At 58.7% G+C, this 14,788-nt stretch carries 16 protein-coding genes; 9 read left to right on the top strand and 7 right to left on the bottom strand.

Annotated features, from left to right (window positions below):
* Window positions 1–11 precede the first annotated feature (11 nt).
* From nucC to VA613_RS09245, 5 genes are read right to left on the bottom strand one after another with little or no spacing between them, the layout of a single operon-like run.
* Complete coding sequence (gene nucC / locus VA613_RS09265) at window positions 12–737, bottom strand: CBASS effector endonuclease NucC (RefSeq protein WP_324778800.1); 726 nt, start codon at window positions 735–737, stop codon at window positions 12–14.
* 32 nt (window positions 738–769) lie between these two features.
* Window positions 770–1,666 (bottom strand): CBASS oligonucleotide cyclase, encoded by an 897-nt coding sequence (locus tag VA613_RS09260; RefSeq protein ID WP_324778799.1) that lies wholly within the window; start codon window positions 1,664–1,666, stop codon window positions 770–772.
* The gene (locus tag VA613_RS09255; protein ID WP_009338224.1) at window positions 1,666–2,166 is read right to left on the bottom strand and encodes a hypothetical protein; all 501 of its coding nucleotides are present in this window, start codon (window positions 2,164–2,166) and stop codon (window positions 1,666–1,668) included. Before VA613_RS09255 ends, VA613_RS09260 begins: the two co-directional genes overlap by 1 nt.
* Window positions 2,163–2,639, bottom strand: coding sequence for a hypothetical protein (locus VA613_RS09250; protein WP_324778798.1), 477 nt, complete (start codon window positions 2,637–2,639; stop codon window positions 2,163–2,165). Before VA613_RS09250 ends, VA613_RS09255 begins: the two co-directional genes overlap by 4 nt.
* On the bottom strand, window positions 2,636–3,559 hold the full coding sequence (locus VA613_RS09245) for an AAA family ATPase (RefSeq protein ID WP_324778797.1): 924 nt from the start codon (window positions 3,557–3,559) through the stop codon (window positions 2,636–2,638). Before VA613_RS09245 ends, VA613_RS09250 begins: the two co-directional genes overlap by 4 nt.
* 159 nt (window positions 3,560–3,718) lie before the next feature.
* Between VA613_RS09245 and VA613_RS09240 the strand changes: the two genes are divergently transcribed.
* From VA613_RS09240 to VA613_RS09220, 5 genes are read left to right on the top strand one after another with little or no spacing between them, the layout of a single operon-like run.
* Window positions 3,719–4,072, top strand: coding sequence for a helix-turn-helix domain-containing protein (locus tag VA613_RS09240; RefSeq protein WP_324778796.1), 354 nt, complete (start codon window positions 3,719–3,721; stop codon window positions 4,070–4,072).
* Window positions 4,069–4,590 carry an ImmA/IrrE family metallo-endopeptidase gene (locus tag VA613_RS09235; protein ID WP_324778795.1) on the top strand — a complete coding sequence of 174 codons (522 nt, stop codon included), beginning with the start codon at window positions 4,069–4,071 and terminating at the stop codon, window positions 4,588–4,590. The genes VA613_RS09240 and VA613_RS09235 overlap by 4 nt, the downstream gene beginning before the upstream one ends.
* A gap of 15 nt (window positions 4,591–4,605) precedes the next feature.
* Window positions 4,606–6,018 (top strand): exonuclease domain-containing protein, encoded by a 1,413-nt coding sequence (locus tag VA613_RS09230; RefSeq protein WP_324778794.1) that lies wholly within the window; start codon window positions 4,606–4,608, stop codon window positions 6,016–6,018.
* A gap of 43 nt (window positions 6,019–6,061) precedes the next feature.
* Window positions 6,062–6,706, top strand: a complete 645-nt coding sequence (locus VA613_RS09225; protein WP_324778793.1) for a hypothetical protein — start codon at window positions 6,062–6,064, stop codon at window positions 6,704–6,706.
* A gap of 47 nt (window positions 6,707–6,753) precedes the next feature.
* Window positions 6,754–7,266: a hypothetical protein gene (locus VA613_RS09220; RefSeq protein WP_324778792.1), complete on the top strand. Its 513-nt coding sequence runs from the start codon at window positions 6,754–6,756 to the stop codon at window positions 7,264–7,266.
* A 157-nt stretch (window positions 7,267–7,423) separates the two neighbouring features.
* On the opposite strand, the gene VA613_RS09215 is transcribed toward VA613_RS09220, so the two are convergent.
* Window positions 7,424–7,654, bottom strand: a complete 231-nt coding sequence (locus tag VA613_RS09215) for a helix-turn-helix domain-containing protein (RefSeq protein ID WP_324778791.1) — start codon at window positions 7,652–7,654, stop codon at window positions 7,424–7,426.
* A 405-nt stretch (window positions 7,655–8,059) separates the two neighbouring features.
* On the opposite strand from VA613_RS09215, the gene VA613_RS09210 reads away from it, so the two are divergent.
* Window positions 8,060–8,359, top strand: a complete 300-nt coding sequence (locus VA613_RS09210) for a hypothetical protein (protein ID WP_324778790.1) — start codon at window positions 8,060–8,062, stop codon at window positions 8,357–8,359.
* Between the two features lie 169 nt (window positions 8,360–8,528).
* Here VA613_RS09210 and VA613_RS09205 read toward each other — a convergent pair whose 3' ends face one another.
* Entirely contained in the window at window positions 8,529–9,515 is a 987-nt protein-coding gene (locus VA613_RS09205) for a LysR substrate-binding domain-containing protein (RefSeq protein WP_324778789.1), read from the bottom strand.
* 444 nt (window positions 9,516–9,959) lie between these two features.
* Between VA613_RS09205 and VA613_RS09200 the strand changes: the two genes are divergently transcribed.
* From VA613_RS09200 to VA613_RS09190, 3 genes are read left to right on the top strand one after another with little or no spacing between them, the layout of a single operon-like run.
* Window positions 9,960–10,391: a cupin domain-containing protein gene (locus tag VA613_RS09200; protein ID WP_324778788.1), complete on the top strand. Its 432-nt coding sequence runs from the start codon at window positions 9,960–9,962 to the stop codon at window positions 10,389–10,391.
* A 14-nt stretch (window positions 10,392–10,405) separates the two neighbouring features.
* Entirely contained in the window at window positions 10,406–11,641 is a 1,236-nt protein-coding gene (locus VA613_RS09195) for an efflux RND transporter periplasmic adaptor subunit (RefSeq protein WP_324778787.1), read from the top strand.
* Complete coding sequence (locus VA613_RS09190) at window positions 11,638–14,775, top strand: efflux RND transporter permease subunit (RefSeq protein WP_324778786.1); 3,138 nt, start codon at window positions 11,638–11,640, stop codon at window positions 14,773–14,775. The genes VA613_RS09195 and VA613_RS09190 overlap by 4 nt, the downstream gene beginning before the upstream one ends.
* The last annotated feature ends 13 nt before the right edge of the window (window positions 14,776–14,788 follow it).

Genomic DNA, 14,788 nt, shown 5'->3' with positions numbered 1-14,788 from the left:
TTGCCTGAGGGTTATTTTGTCAGCCATTGGCCGTAGGCCTCTACGTCGATCATCGGGACGGTCCCACTGAACTGAAGCTGTGAAATTAGTTTGAACAAGAACGCCGTCGCCGGCTTGTTCTCGTTCACGAACATATAGCGGGCAGCGGTTTGGTCGAAGAAGAAATGGCCGTGCGATGCGACGCAGCCAAGATCGAGCCGCCCGTCATCAACCTCAGCGATTAGCGCCTTTTCAAATGACGGCCCGAGCGCCGGGCTCCATTCACTCTCGAACGTCAAGAGGCCTCCCAGGATCGGAATCAGCGGCTTGGCCGGATAAACGCCTTTCGCGTAGGGAATGGGAAGACTCGTACGGTGCAAACGCCGGACGCTGGCGACCTTCTCCTGTGCGTAAGCGACGAGAGCGGCGTCCGCAGTCTGCTTGGCCTCAAAGACAGCGTAGACGCTTTCAGCGGGAATGATTGTCTCGTTTTCATAGGTGAAGATGAAGGGTGAATACTGGCGATCGAAGACGACGACGTCGATCTGCTGGCTAAAATTTCCGAGACTGTCCACGACATGCGCCTTCGCCGCTTGGTAGCGCTTGGGCAGGTAGGTCTCCAGCAAGCTGATCCAGACGTTCTCGCTGGCGTCACCCTTGGTGCCAGGATGGCTGAACGTCTTCCGCACGGTCGCCAGACGCTGCTGAATATCTTCGTGCAGCGACGAGAGAAGCTGAGACAGGGACCATTCTGACATCGAAGACCTTTACAGGAGTTGGCGGGCGCTCGTCAGGACAACGGAAATTTGGGGCCGAATAGCTCGCGCCAGGCTCGGAGCGCCTCGCCATTTCGGCCACGGCGAACATGATCGATCGCGAGCGTCGCTTCCCGCTCCGCCGCGCGCAGAAGGTCGCGTGCCCGAGTCTTGCGTGCCGAATCCATCCCATTGCTGACAGCCGGGCCGAGGCCGGCGGGATCGGGCCATTCATCGAAAATCCGGTCGGCAAGCGTCGCGAAGAACGCTTGCATCTCGCGATCGAAGCTGCCGCCCCAACCGCCATGGAGGCACTGCAGCGCCATGACCTCGAGGAGGAAGGAGGGCTTTACCGGCTTTTCGCCATGCTTGGGGTTGTTGTTCCAGTATTTGACCATCCGCACCAATCCCTTCCACTCGCTGGAATAGGCTTGATGCGCGGCCGTGGCCTTTTCAGCGTGGACCTTCGGATTGGTCTCGATCCACTTTCCCACCTCATTGTCGGGAATCTCGAAGTCATCATCTTTGTCGAAAGCCGGGACGACGTCGACGCTGATGAGGCGATAGTCGGTATTGTCCTCGGCGTCGGCTTTCACCCCAAAGTCCACATTGATCGAGCGGTTCTGCTTCTTGGCCTTGTCACCATATTTTTCGGCCAGCGCGTTGTGAAAATCGGTCAGAACAATCGATGGCGCTTTCGAGCGATAGTGATCCTCAGATGTTTTCAGGACGAAGAAGATATCGACATCCTTCAACGGCTTCGTCTTGGTCCAGCGTGCGTATGAGCCAGTCAAAAAGCTCCGGTCGATTTTGAACTTGGTATCGAGATAGTCTCGCACCTCGGTCTGACGTGCCGAAGCGTTCGCCTGCTCTCTGTCGTTCAGCTCGAGGCGGCTTTTGAATTTCCGAAAGGCTTCATCAATCGTCAGCATCAGGCTCTCCTCAGATAGGATGTTCTCGCGCCGAGGCCGCTATGCTCGATCGTTGTGCCCAGGCTCTGGCGGATCATCCCGTCCGTTGAGCGCCCGCTCGTCTTACTCCATCCGATCACATCGGGCCGCCCGGGCTTCGTTTGCAAAAGAAACCGGTAGCGCGCTTCGCTTGGAGCCAGGCCGGCCTTTCGGATCGCGTATCGGAGCTGGTCGGTGTCCGTCCAAAAGCTGCCGTCTCCGCCCGACCATCCATAGGAGATCTCGATGTCCCAGCGAAAAATGAGCGCGTCGGTTTTGGGGTCATAAATCTCAAGCTCTACAGTCTCGAGATCGCCGGTGTTCAGCCACGTCTGGACGCCACGCATATGCGTGGCCCAGTCACCGACAAATTCCGATGGATCGAGGCCGCTGAGGCGAATGATGTCCTTCAGGCTTTTCAGGATGTTGTCGGCCACATAGGTGACGGAATGCGTGTAGGTGTTGACGGCGACGTTGGTCATGAGCCGAGAAATCCCTTCGGATCGAAGACAAGCGCCTGGGATTTCGTTGTTGCGGCTTCATCCGCGGCAGACACAGCGGCGCCAAGATCGCGCGCCGTGATGCGGGTGCTATGTTTCTTCAAGGCGCCCTGGACCCAGGCAAGGTCGTCCGCGAGACACGGAAGCGAGACGCGCCAATCTCCCTTCAACGGATCGAAGCCAAGGGCGTCCTCGTTCGCGTCGGAGCCTTCGACCGCGTCATCGTCATAGAGACAATAGATGCGTGTCCGAGGACCGTCGCAGGTCACCGTGATGGCTGCCTCCTTGGGTGCTTGATCAGCTATGATGCTTGCCGCGACGCCGGCGACGGCCAGAAGCTCGGTCCGCGCCTCACTGGCTTTCCCCTGAGTCAGCAGATCGACGATCGCCGTCCAGGTTCGACCGGCGTCACGTTCGGGCGTACTCTTGAAGGTGCGGCTGGCGACTGTGCTCACGGGACTTTGCCTCCCGACAAGCGTCCCGCCTTGGCGGCGCGCGCCGCCGCCAGCAGATCTTCGGCGGTTACCCGGTCTGGGTTCATCGCGGTCTGAGGCGTGCTGGCGAGAGCGTTGGCGACCATCTTGCGGATGGCGCGCCCGTCGAGCCCCACGCACTCCGCGGCGCAGCGGTCAAAATTCGCGCTGGTCGCCAACCTCGCGATGGCCGGATAGGTCTTGCCCAACCCCGTGAGGCAGTCCTTTAGGATGCGCGCGCAGGCTTCGCGGTCCGGCAGGGGCACATGCACGACAAGGTCGCACCGCGACGTGAAGGCCGCATCCACCGCTTGAGGAAAATTGCTGGTGGCGAGAAACAGCAGGTTCGGATGCTGCTCGGCGAGAGCGTCGAGCTGAACCAGCACGGCATCAGTTGCGCGATGGATGTCGATCGGGTTGGCCTCAAGGCTCATCTTCGATCTGTCAGCCGCGAGCGTCTCAACCTCGTCGAGGAGAACGATGGTCGGACCGGCCGCGGCTGACTCTGCGATCGACTGCGAAAACAATTCCGAGACCGCGCGCTGGGTTTTGCCCATCGCCGAACTGGTCAGCGCGTGCGGCTCGACCTCGAGGAGACGGAACCCGCCGCCCTGGAAGGATTCGGCGGTGCGATGTGCCAGTCCACGGGCAAGAGAGGTTTTTCCTGTACCCGGGGGTCCGACGAGAAGGATCACGCCGTGCAGCGGTATGACGCTACGATCGACCTTGCCGCGCATCGTGAAGTTCAGCATCGCTTGGGAGAGGAGCTGAGCTTTCAGACGTTCTTCCAGGATAATTGAGTCCCACAGGGCGCCGAGCGCCGGATCGGGAAGCCGGCGTGATCGCTGGATCCCCTTTGGTCGATTGAAATCCTCACTTTGCACCGCAGCCAGCTTCTGCATCGTCGACGATCCTTTGTTTGTCGCCGACTGAACCCGCTCGCCGACCCAGCATGGATTCCAGAAGAAACCGATGCTGTCAACAAGCACAGTGCGATGTGTGCATTAAGCACAAGTGTTTGTGATATTGACATTCAGATTCGCGCGTAGCAATCATCCCGCATGTCGGACGAAGCGATCTATAAGGCTTTCGGGCAGGCGGTAGCCACGCGGCGGAAGGGGCTGAACCTTACCCAGGCTACGCTAGCTGCCCGAGTGGGCATCTCGCGCGCCTCGATCGCCAACATCGAGAGCGGTCGTCAGAACGTACTGCTGCACCACGTCTATCGACTGGCGTCGGCGCTCGAGTTCTCCAAGGTCTCAGACCTGCTGCCGGCGCAACCAAAACCATCGACCCAGGAGGACTTGGATATGATCCTGTCAGACGAAACTGTAACCGCACGCGGTAAAGCCCAAATCACCGATCTGATTGCTAGCGCGCTCGCGCAACGCGGCGGCGCAAAGGCTGGGTCATGACGGCGAATCCCGAACGAGCTCGGGAGGCGGCTCGCGCGATCTTGCGGGCCTTTGGCGTAAAGGGGGTGCCAGTTCCGGTCGAGCGCATCATCAAAGCCAGAAACATCGTCCTCCAATACGCTCCGCTAGAGGAAGACCTCTCCGGGATGGCCTACATCAAGGACGGAGTCGGCATCATCGGCGTGAACGCGCTGCACCATCCCAATCGTCAACGATTCTCGGCGGCACACGAGCTCGGACACCATGAGTTGCACGCCCAGGAGATTGGGAAGGCGGTTCACGTCGATAAGGGATTTCGTGTGCTTCTGCGTGATGACGTCTCTTCGCAGGGCATCGATCCGCTGGAGATTGAGGCCAACGCATTCGCGTCGGAACTGCTGATGCCGAGCGAATTCCTCCTGAGCGCGCTGGATGCGGGCGGATTGGATATCGAAGATGACGCTGGGATCGAAGCGCTTGCCCGCAAATTCCGCGTAAGCGCTGCGGCGATGCGATATCGATTGGCAGGACGCTTCTAGGAATAGGCGGGCCCGTTGAGCTTCGTCTTCTTCGACACCGAGACAACTGGCCTGAAGCACGGCTTCGACCAGATCGTGCACTTCGCGGCCATACGCACCGACGCGAATTTGAATGAGATTGACCGCTTCGAGGTACGCTCGCGTCTTCTGCCACATGTGCTGCCCCATCCGGCAGCACTGCGCACCAATGGCCTGCCGATCGGAAGGCTCTTGGATTCGAGTCTTCCGTCCCATTACGACATGGTCAGAGCGATCCGGCAGAAGCTGCTCTCGTGGTCCCCTTCGATCTTTCTAGGCTACAACTCGATGCGTTTCGACGAGGAGATGTTGCGGCACGCGTTGTTTCAAACGCTTCATCCCGCCTATCTCACGAGCAACCACAACAACAGCCGTGCGGACGTGTGGGGGCTGGTTATGGCCGCAGCCGCCGTGTCGCCAGCATGTCTCAACGTTCCAATTGGTCCAGAGGGGCGACCGATCTTTCGCCTTGAACAATTGGCGCTCGCTAACGGCGTCGTTCAGGAACAGGCTCATGATGCTCTCTCCGACGTCATCACCACGCTCGAACTTTGTCGCCTCGTGCATCAGCGGTCGTCAGAGCTCTGGCAGCGCTTCGTACGCTTTTCAAAGAAAGCGACCGTCGCCGACTTCGTCGAAGCGGAAGATGGATTCATGCTCACGGAGTTCTTTGCCAATCAGGCATATCACGCGCCTGTGGTGTGCATTGGGCGAGATCCAGATCAAGCCAATGGCCGCTTTTGTTTGAGCCTAAACAGTGATGTGGATCGCTTTGCAGCGATGACAGAGGATGAGCTTCGAACTGAGCTGGCTCAGAAGCCCTGTCCGGTTCGCCGGCTTCGGATCAACGCAGCGCCAACATTGACGGCTCTCTATGACGCGCCGGGGGTGATGCTGGATGGCCTCGATATTGACGCTATTGAAACGCGAGCACGCCGAGTGAAGGATGATCCGGCGCTCTGCGCCCGGCTTGTCTCATCTTACACTTCAACACGCGAACCTCGCATTCCTTCGAGACATGCCGAGGAGCGCCTCTATGACGGATTTCCTGGTCCGCAAGATGAAGCCCGCATGATCGAATTTCATGACGCGGATTGGGCCGACAGATTGCCGATTGTTCAAAGTCTCGATGATGAACGCCTGCGGTTTTTCGGGCTTCGTTTGCTGTACTTCGAGGCACGTTCGGTTCTACCGGAAGTTCTCAGGCTTGAACTTGAGCGCGCCCTAAGTGGTCGTTTGGTTGATGCTGAGGCCGGCGGCCTAACTCTCGAACAGGCCCTCCGTGCGATTGACGAAACGCCAAGTGATGACGGATCCGATGCGGGAGGACTGCTCGCGGACTACCGCTCATATCTTGTCGGTCGGATCGCGCGGGTCACCGATTTTCGGGCGAAGCAGTTCGCCATCTAGATACGCTGACGGCCCAGCCGGCCTGGCGCGCGAGGGAAGAGAAATGACCGCATCGCCGGGCTTCGTCAAAAAGGTTGCTCCAAAATCAATTGATGCGATGGCCATGGCGGAAGTGGTCGATCGGATCGTGAGCTTGAACGAGGGCATCGCTAAGTTCTGGTCAAAGAGCGATGGCTGGGCTCCTGTCGCTGCTGCCGGCCTGCTCGGAAAGTCGCGGCTCGATTGGCAAGCCTCATTGTCGGGATCGCTTAGGCTCTGGATGCGTGAACCGCCCAACGCGCTCACGCCGGCGGAACTCATCCTGGCTTGGGCCAATCTGGGAAGTCTCGTCGAGGGCACGATTAAGACGCTTCTGTCGGTCTGGTATGAGACCTACAAGGACGACATCGACAATCTCAAGAAGGCGAACGCCTACGATAACGCAAAGCAGGTGGCACACGCCCCGGACGGACTCGGCCTGGAGAAGTTGCGCAATTATTGCAAAACGAAAGAGCTGCTCGGCGCCGAAGGCGATGCGCTTGTCGAGCTCGTGCAGCAACGTCGAAACGCGATTCACGCATTCAAAGACCGATCGATTGGCGACGGGATCGAATTTCAGAAGGCCGTGCGCAGCTATCTCGTACTCCTCCGGTCGATCAACGGCAGACTTCCATATCCGGATGAGATGTATGAGCCGCGCGAGCACTAGGTGAATCTTTGCGAGATCTGAGAAATCTAACGCCGCCTGAGCTGCTCGTGATGCACGCTGCGGTATCAGAGGAACTGCGGCGGCGCGGCGTCATTCGAAGTTCGAATAATCCCGTCGGCGATCTTGCCGAGCATCTGTTTTGTCGTGCCTTCGGGTGGAAGCAGGCGCCGAACTCGATGCGCGATGCCGACGCCACAGATGCCGCAGAGGTGCGATATCAGATCAAGGGACGACGCCTGACGTCGCATAATAACTCGCGACAACTCGGGGCGCTTCGCGATTTGCCGACGCAGGCTTTTGATGTGCTTGCCGCCGTTCTGTTCCAAGAGGACTATCGAGTTCTTAAGGCTGCGCTGATCCCGCACGTCCGCGTTGTGGAGTTGGCAAAGCGTGTAGAGCGAACCAACAGTTGGCGGTTCCTGCTTCGCGATGCCATCTGGTCGGTGCCTGGGGTCCGCGATGTAACCGCCGACCTCCAACGCGCAGAAGCCTCCTGGGCATTGGTATTGACCGAAGATTCGAAAGTATCAAATTCACGCTCGATCACTAATCGGGAATGATGGTGCGTGACTGAGCGTGAAGACGGGTGCGGAGAGGGATAGTTGTGCACCAGTCTTCGATCATGATCTAACGATTTGAACGCACGAGCTTTTTTTGATCATCAGGAGTCATTGGGGTATGGATTTGGGATCGATAATCCATGATCGACCATGATGGTCACTCTCCCTCATTGTCCACCACATTAAGTCTCTGCGACGCACGGCAGACCACGAGGTTCTTTCTATCCCACTCATCGAGAGTCTGCACGGGGTACAGCACCGACTTGCCGATTTTGAGGAATGGTGGCCCGATGCGCTGTGCACGCCAGTTACGAAGCGTGCCGACAGAAATTTCACCGCGATAGCGTTCGGAAACCTCCTCGGTGGTGAGAAATTTATTTTCGGTCACGTACACCTCCATCGGACGCGGCGTCCACCATCGGGGACGCACGAGCAACTGTGCTCATCGATCGCGAGGCGTAGGCTCTCAGAGGAATCGATCACATTAGTGGAGAGTTCGCACCGCTTCATCACGATGACGCACATCTGTAGGATGCGGCGAGCCGCCACGGCTGAAAAGTCGTTCTAATCGGACGGCGGCCTGCAGGCTGCCATGGGTTAGAAATCGGACAGTCTGTCGCCGCCGCCGTTTAGCGGGCTCGATTAGTTGCGCGCTTGTGTGGGCAGGATTCAAAATCCAGTTCTGGTGACAGTGTGTCGGTTCGATTCCGCCCGCCCCGCACCATCTCTCAATAAAACAGAGATTTTGAGAACTCGACGGCCACCGTCTCTCGCTTGGTGCAGCATGGGAGCGATGAGACCGACTTACCGGAGGCTTGTCCACACGCACGATATCCAGCTTTCTAAGCCCTGCGGTACGATCACGGTCGACGAGAATATCGTCACTGAGGACAGCCCGGGTTACAGCCTCGTATGGTGCAAGGTCGATCACCCAGAGGCGCATGGCCTGAGCCTGAAACCGGGCACCGAAGGAAAATCAATTAAGGTAACAGGTCAGGTCATCGCTAGGAATCAGGCGATCTCCGATTTCGATTTCGTGGCGCCGGCGAGCGTGATCCGCCGCATCGGGGTCGGCAGAAAACAGATCGGCTGAACAAGCGACCTGACACCAGTATCCACCGATTAGCATCAGTGCTTCGGGCGACCGCAAACGGCCCAGGGGGATCGACCGCCGGGACGGGAACTTGATCGTCAGGTCCAACTCGCCGCGCGTCGGACGGTTTGGGGTCCGCAGCCCATCTCATACATGGCATTGGTTAGCACTATTTCTTCTGACTTTTGCGCGGTGTCACGATGGTCGGTGAGCGGGACTTTGGAGTTCCGCTGCGCATAAGCGGTCGCGTCAGACCCAATCTCTTATGTACCTGACGTTGCGACTCAGCTTCGCCATGCAGCCAGTTGCGGAAGGCCAATAGCGCCGGGTCCTTCTCGCGTATCGGCCTGTAGGCCAGATACCAGCCTTCGTATTTCTGATCAATGATCGGAAATGGGGTGACCAGACGGCCCGCTGTCAGCGCATCACTGACATAGGGAAGTTGCGCCACAGCGACTCCTACTCCATCGAGGACGGCCTGAATTGCCATCACAGAACTCTCGAACGATACCTCATTAGCTGGCTGTATCGGCGCGCTCAGGCCTGCCGCTTCGAACCACCAGGTCCATTGCTCGCGCAAGTGGGAGACGACGATCAGGGTTGCCGTGTGGAGATCGCGGGGGTGCAGCAAGCTTGCTGCTATTGCCGGCGTGCAGACTGGCACCAGCGTTGATGGGAATAGCTCTTCGGCAATATAGCCAGGCCAACTGCCCGCGCCGCGACGTACAGTACATGTCCAATCGTCCCGCAGCGGAAGCATTGCACCGCCGGTAGCGACGCGTACCTCGATGTTGGGATGGTCGCGATTGAAGCTCGTTAAGCGCGGAATTAGCCAGTGTAAAGCGAGCGTCGGCGCGACCCCGACGGTGAGCACCGGGCCGGCCTGCATCGAGCCCACTTGCTCAGAGAGCCGGGCGATCGCATCGAAGGCTTCGGTCAGGCCGGGCTGGAACGCCCGGCCCTGATCGGTGAGCTCGAGCCTATTGGCATGACGGCGGAAGAGCGCGAACCCGAGGTGTTTTTCCAAGAGCCGCACCATGTGGCTCACCGCCGTTTGAGTGACATTCAGCTCCTCCGCTGCTGCCTTGAAGCTGCCATGCCGTCCAGCCGCCTCGAAGGCTCGCAATCCGTTCAAGGAGGGCATCTGGCGAGTCATTAATACCCCAAATTCAAGTTGGGCTAACCGCGAGAAATTTGCGTTTGCCACGCAAGTTTATCCGCGATATTCTATTCCGCAAGGATGAGAATTTCTATGCGTAAGATTGCTCTGGGCATCGCAGCCACCGTCGCCTTGCTAGTAGCCGCTGGCTTGCTCGCCGTCGTTACGGGATGGGTGCCGCGAGGGCCAATGAACCACGGGTGGGACTGGCCTTGGCATGATTGGTGGCACTCTCGGCTGGAGCACAGTCGGCTTCACCAGTACGGCCCGACGATGAGCCAAACCCAAATGCTGGGATGGTCGGACGGTCAGATAGTTATGGACACCACCAAGATACGTTCCGCGTGACTACTCGCAGTTCGGCCAACCATCAGTGCAACGATCAACGATAGCCCTGCTCAATACCGTGCTTCACCGAGTCAGCGTCCGGGAAAACGTCAAATGATGAAGATATCGAATCTCATAACGATCAGCGCTGCGGCGATAGGAGTCCTGTGCATGCTTCAGGCGAGTCCGGCTGTAAGCCAAGAAAAGCATGGCGTGATACCGCATGCTCCGCTGCTGCAGACCGTAATACCCGGCACGAAAAATTTGGAGGTCGCAGTCTACGAGACGGAATACGCTCCGGGTGGGATCAACCCGCGGCATCTCCATCCGGCTGCGATCACGTTCTATGTCGTGTCAGGGACAGGTGTTTGGCAGGAAGATGGGAAGCCGCCGGTAACGCTCCATGCCGGTGAGAGTTTGTTTGTTCCCGCCGGCACGATCCATTCCCACTGGAATCCAAGCACCACGGATCATCTCCGTTTTCTGGAGTTCATCGTAGCGGAAAAGGGTAAGGGTCGTTCTATCCCCGAACCGATAAAGAAGTGAGGTCTCCGGAGAGCTTGAGCGATCAAAAAGATCAGGGCCCGGTAGAACCGGCACATTCTAACGAAACATCGGTCAACGAGACTGAGCATAACGCAGTCAGGCGCCGGCGTGCTATTTTTCTGATTTCTGCGAGTGTTGCACTTATTGTAGTTGGCATTGCGACCCACTGGCTTTTGTCGCCGCGAACCAAGATTCAGCCGACCACACGCCCATCTGTACCGGTAAGCGTTTCCGTCGCGACTCGACAGAACGTGCCCGTCGAGCTGACCGGTCTTGGCGCCGTACAGGCTTCATTGACTGTGGGTATTCGTCCCCAGGTCGATGGCACACTGCAGGACGTGCTGTTCACCGAAGGCCAGGATGTCAAAAAGGGCGACGTACTGGCCAAGATAGACCCGCGCTTGTTCAAGGCTGCGCTTGACCAGGCCCGGGGGAAAAAAGCCCAGGACGCTGCGTTGCTCGTTTCCGCCGAGAAAGATCTTACGCGGTACAAGACGTTGGCGCTGAGTGATTCCATAGCGCGGCAGACTGTCGATCACCAGCAGGCAACGGTCGATCAACTGAAGGCGTCCATTGCCGCCGATGAAGCTGCGATCGACACCGCACAGACACAACTCGACTACACCTCGATCAGGGCGCCAAGCGACGGGCGAATTGGCATTCGCTCGATCGATCCTGGAAACGTGGTGCATGTGTCCGATGCACAACCGATCGTCATCCTGATGCGGATCCGCCCGTCCGCCGTGCTGTTCACACTGCCAGCACGGTTTCTCGATGATGTACGCAGCGCCTTAGCCCATGGTCCTGTCGTGGTGACGGCTTTCGACCAAAACAACCGCCGCGCACTGAGCGCGGGGAAACTCCTCCTTATCGACGATGCAATCGATCCCGCTACCGACACCATGCGTCTGAAGGCCATCTTCCCTAATGACGACGAAAGGCTGTGGCCGGGCGAATTTGTTAATGCACGCTTGTCACTCAAGACGCTCAGCGATGCTCTCGTCATTCCATCGACCGCAGTCCAGCGGGGCCCGCAGGGCTTGTTCGCGTGGATCGTGACGTCGAAAGACACGGCTGAACCCCGGCCGATCGAGGTGGGGCCGACATCTGGCGATCTGACGGTGGTCACTTCGGGCCTTAGGGACGGCGAACGCGTCGTGACGGACGGACAATTCAAGCTGAAGCGCGATGCTCGGGTACAGGTAAGGGGCACGTCACCCCGGTCACCAACGTCCGAGGGTGCCAGGTGAATCTCTCCGCGCCATTCATCGCACGACCGGTCGCAACGGCACTGCTGATGGCGGCTTTGGCGCTCCTGGGCATTGCCGCGTTCCCGCTCCTGCCGGTCGCCCCGCTGCCGCAGGTCGATTTCCCGACCGTTCAAGTCACCGCAACGCTTGCCGGAGCGAGCGCCGACACGATGGCTTCATCGGTTGCGGCGCCGCTCGAGCGCCAGCTCGGGCAGATCGCGGGCGTTACCCAGATGACGTCGCTCAGCGCGCTGGGCGCGACATCTATCACAATCCAGTTCGATCTTGATCGCAATATCGACTCGGCGGCGCAGGACGTGCAGGCGGCGATCAACGCCGCAAGCAACAGGTTGCCGCGATCGATGACGACGCCGCCGACCTACAAGAAGCTGAACCCGGCCGACGCCCCCATCCTCGTCCTCTCGGCGAGCTCCGATACAATCCCGCTCACCAGCGTCAACGAATATGCCGACAATTATCTCGCCCAAAAGATCTCGCAAGTACCGGGTGTCGCCCAGGTGTCGCTCGGCGGTGAGCAGAAGCCAGCGATCCGTGTTCAAGTCGATCCGGCAAAGCTCGCTTCGCGCGGGTTGACCCTTGAGGACATACGGCCAGTCCTCGCCAACGCCACGACCGATGCCGCCAAAGGCACGCTCGATACGGGCAAAATGAGCTTCACGATCGCAGCCAACGACCAGATCACCGAGGCAAAACAATTCGATGACGTCGTGCTCGCCTATCGTAATGGCGCTCCGGTCAGAGTGCGCGACGTCGGCGAGGCGGTCTCCGCGGCGTCCGATCGAACTGCAGCCGCCTATGACAACAATAAACCCGCGATCCTTCTTACAGTCTATAAGCAGCCCGGCGCCAATGTCATCGACACCGTAGACCGGATCAAGGCCCAACTGCCACGTCTCGCGGCCGATATTCCGCCAGCGATCACAATCCATACTGTTCTCGACCGAACGACCACCATCCGCGCTTCGGTGCGCGATGTCGAGTTTACGCTTGGCCTGACTGTCGGCCTCGTCGTGATGGTGGTCCTGCTATTCCTACGCAATTTGTGGGCGACGCTGATTCCGGGTTTCACGATTGTGCTCGCGCTGCTCGGATCGTTTGCGGCCATGTATGTGCTCGGCTTCAGTCTTGACAATTTGTCACTGATGGCGCTGACCATAGCCGTCGGCTTCGTGGTCGACGACGCTATCGTGGTCGTCGAAAACATCTACCGTCATATCGAAAGTGGCGTGCCGCCCTTTGAAGCCGCGCTTAACGGCTCGCGAGAGATCGCCTTTACCGTGCTTTCGATCAGCGTGTCGCTGATCGCCGTTTTCATCCCGCTCTTGCTTATGGGTGGGATTGTCGGCCGATTATTTCGAGAGTTCGCTCTAACCGTGACCGCGGCGATTGCGGTCTCAGCTTTGGTATCGCTCACGCTCGCCCCGATGCTGTGCTCGCGCTTCATGCGGCGGGAGGCATCAGAGGATCATGGCCGCCTCTATCGCACCCTCGAAACTTGCTTCGACACGATGCAGTCCGGCTATCGGCACACGCTCGACATCGTGCTGCGTCATCAGGCGGTCACCCTCTGCGTGTTCTTCGCTACGGTTGTGTTGGCCGTCGTCATGGCCATCCAGATCCCCAAAGGCTTTTTTCCGATTCAGGACACCGGCCTGATCGGCGGCCTGGCGGAGGCGGCGCAGGAGGTCTCGCCCGAGGAGATGAAGCGTCTCGAACGTGTCGTCGGAGAGGTCGTCCTCAAGGATCCCGGCGTTGAGGGGATTGCCTCATGGACGGGTAGCACCGGCGGAAATGGTTTTGCACAGACAGCGAATACCGCTCGATTTTATATCGTTCTCAAGCCGCGCGACGAGCGCACGCTCACGGCTTCCCAGATTATCGACCGGTTGAGGCCGAAGATCGCAAAGGTCCAGGGCGTCAATCTTTCTTTGTCGGCAACTCAGGACATCACCGTAGGCGGCCGATCTTCGCGCGGCAGTTTTCAATATACGTTGCAGAGTGCCGATGTGGGCGAGCTGACCACATGGTCACAGAAGATGCTTCAGAAAATGCGCACGCTGCCCCAGCTCGCGGACGTAGCCACAGACCTTCTCGCCGACGCGCCGCTGCTCACGGTCGACATCAACCGGGACCAAGCTTCACGCTTTGGCATTTCGCCGCAGACGATCGACGACACGCTAAACGATGCCTACGGCCAGCGGCAGATCACGCAGTACTTCACCCAGCTCAATACATACCCGATCGTTCTTGAAATCACCCCGGCACTGCAGCGCACGCTTGCATCACTCGACCGCATCTATGTGAAATCGCCGCTGACAGGCGCTGCGGTGCCGCTTTCCGCGCTCGTGAGAGTTGATTCGGCCAAGGTCGGGTCGCTGTCGGTGACACATCAGGGTCAGTTTCCCGCGGTTACCCTGTCGTTCAATCTCCGTCCAGGCGTCGCGCTTGGCCAGGCTGTCAACGCAATCAGCCAGGCGGCGCAGGAGATCAACATGCCCGGCACAGTGACTGGTGCATTCCAGGGCAATGCGCAAGCGTTCCAGACATCGTTGTCGAGTATGCCTGTGCTGATCATCGCGGCGCTCGTAGTCGTCTATATCATCCTCGGTGTGCTGTATGAGAGTTTCATTCATCCTCTGACGATTCTTTCGACATTACCATCGGCCGGTGTTGGTGCGTTACTTGCGTTGTGGATGGGGCACATAGATCTGTCGGTGATAGGCATCATCGCAATCATCCTGTTGATCGGAATCGTCAAGAAGAACGGCATCATGCTGGTCGACTTTGCCATTGTTGCCGAGCGTGACCGTCACCTTCCACCGGTTCAGGCCATTCGCGAAGCATGCCTCTTGCGCTTCCGCCCCATCCTGATGACGACGGGGGCGGCTTTGCTTGCCGGAGTTCCGCTCGCGCTCGGCAATGGCACGGGCTCGGAATTACGTCAGCCGCTCGGCTACGCGATGATTGGGGGGCTGGCACTCAGTCAGTTGCTCACACTCTATACGACGCCGGTAATCTATCTGTATCTCGATAGATTCCAAATCTGGCTAAGGCAAAAGCAACCAACCAAAGTCGATGGATCTGAAAATATATTGGCCGCGAAGAGGAAGTGAGAACATTGCCTGC

Origin of the sequence: Thiobacillus sp. SCUT-2 (assembly GCF_035621355.1) — a bacterium.
Classification (GTDB): Bacteria; Pseudomonadota; Gammaproteobacteria; order Burkholderiales; family Thiobacillaceae; genus Thiobacillus; species Thiobacillus sedimenti.
Note: the sequence above shows the minus strand (reverse complement) of the source record. Positions and strands in the feature narration are given on the sequence as shown.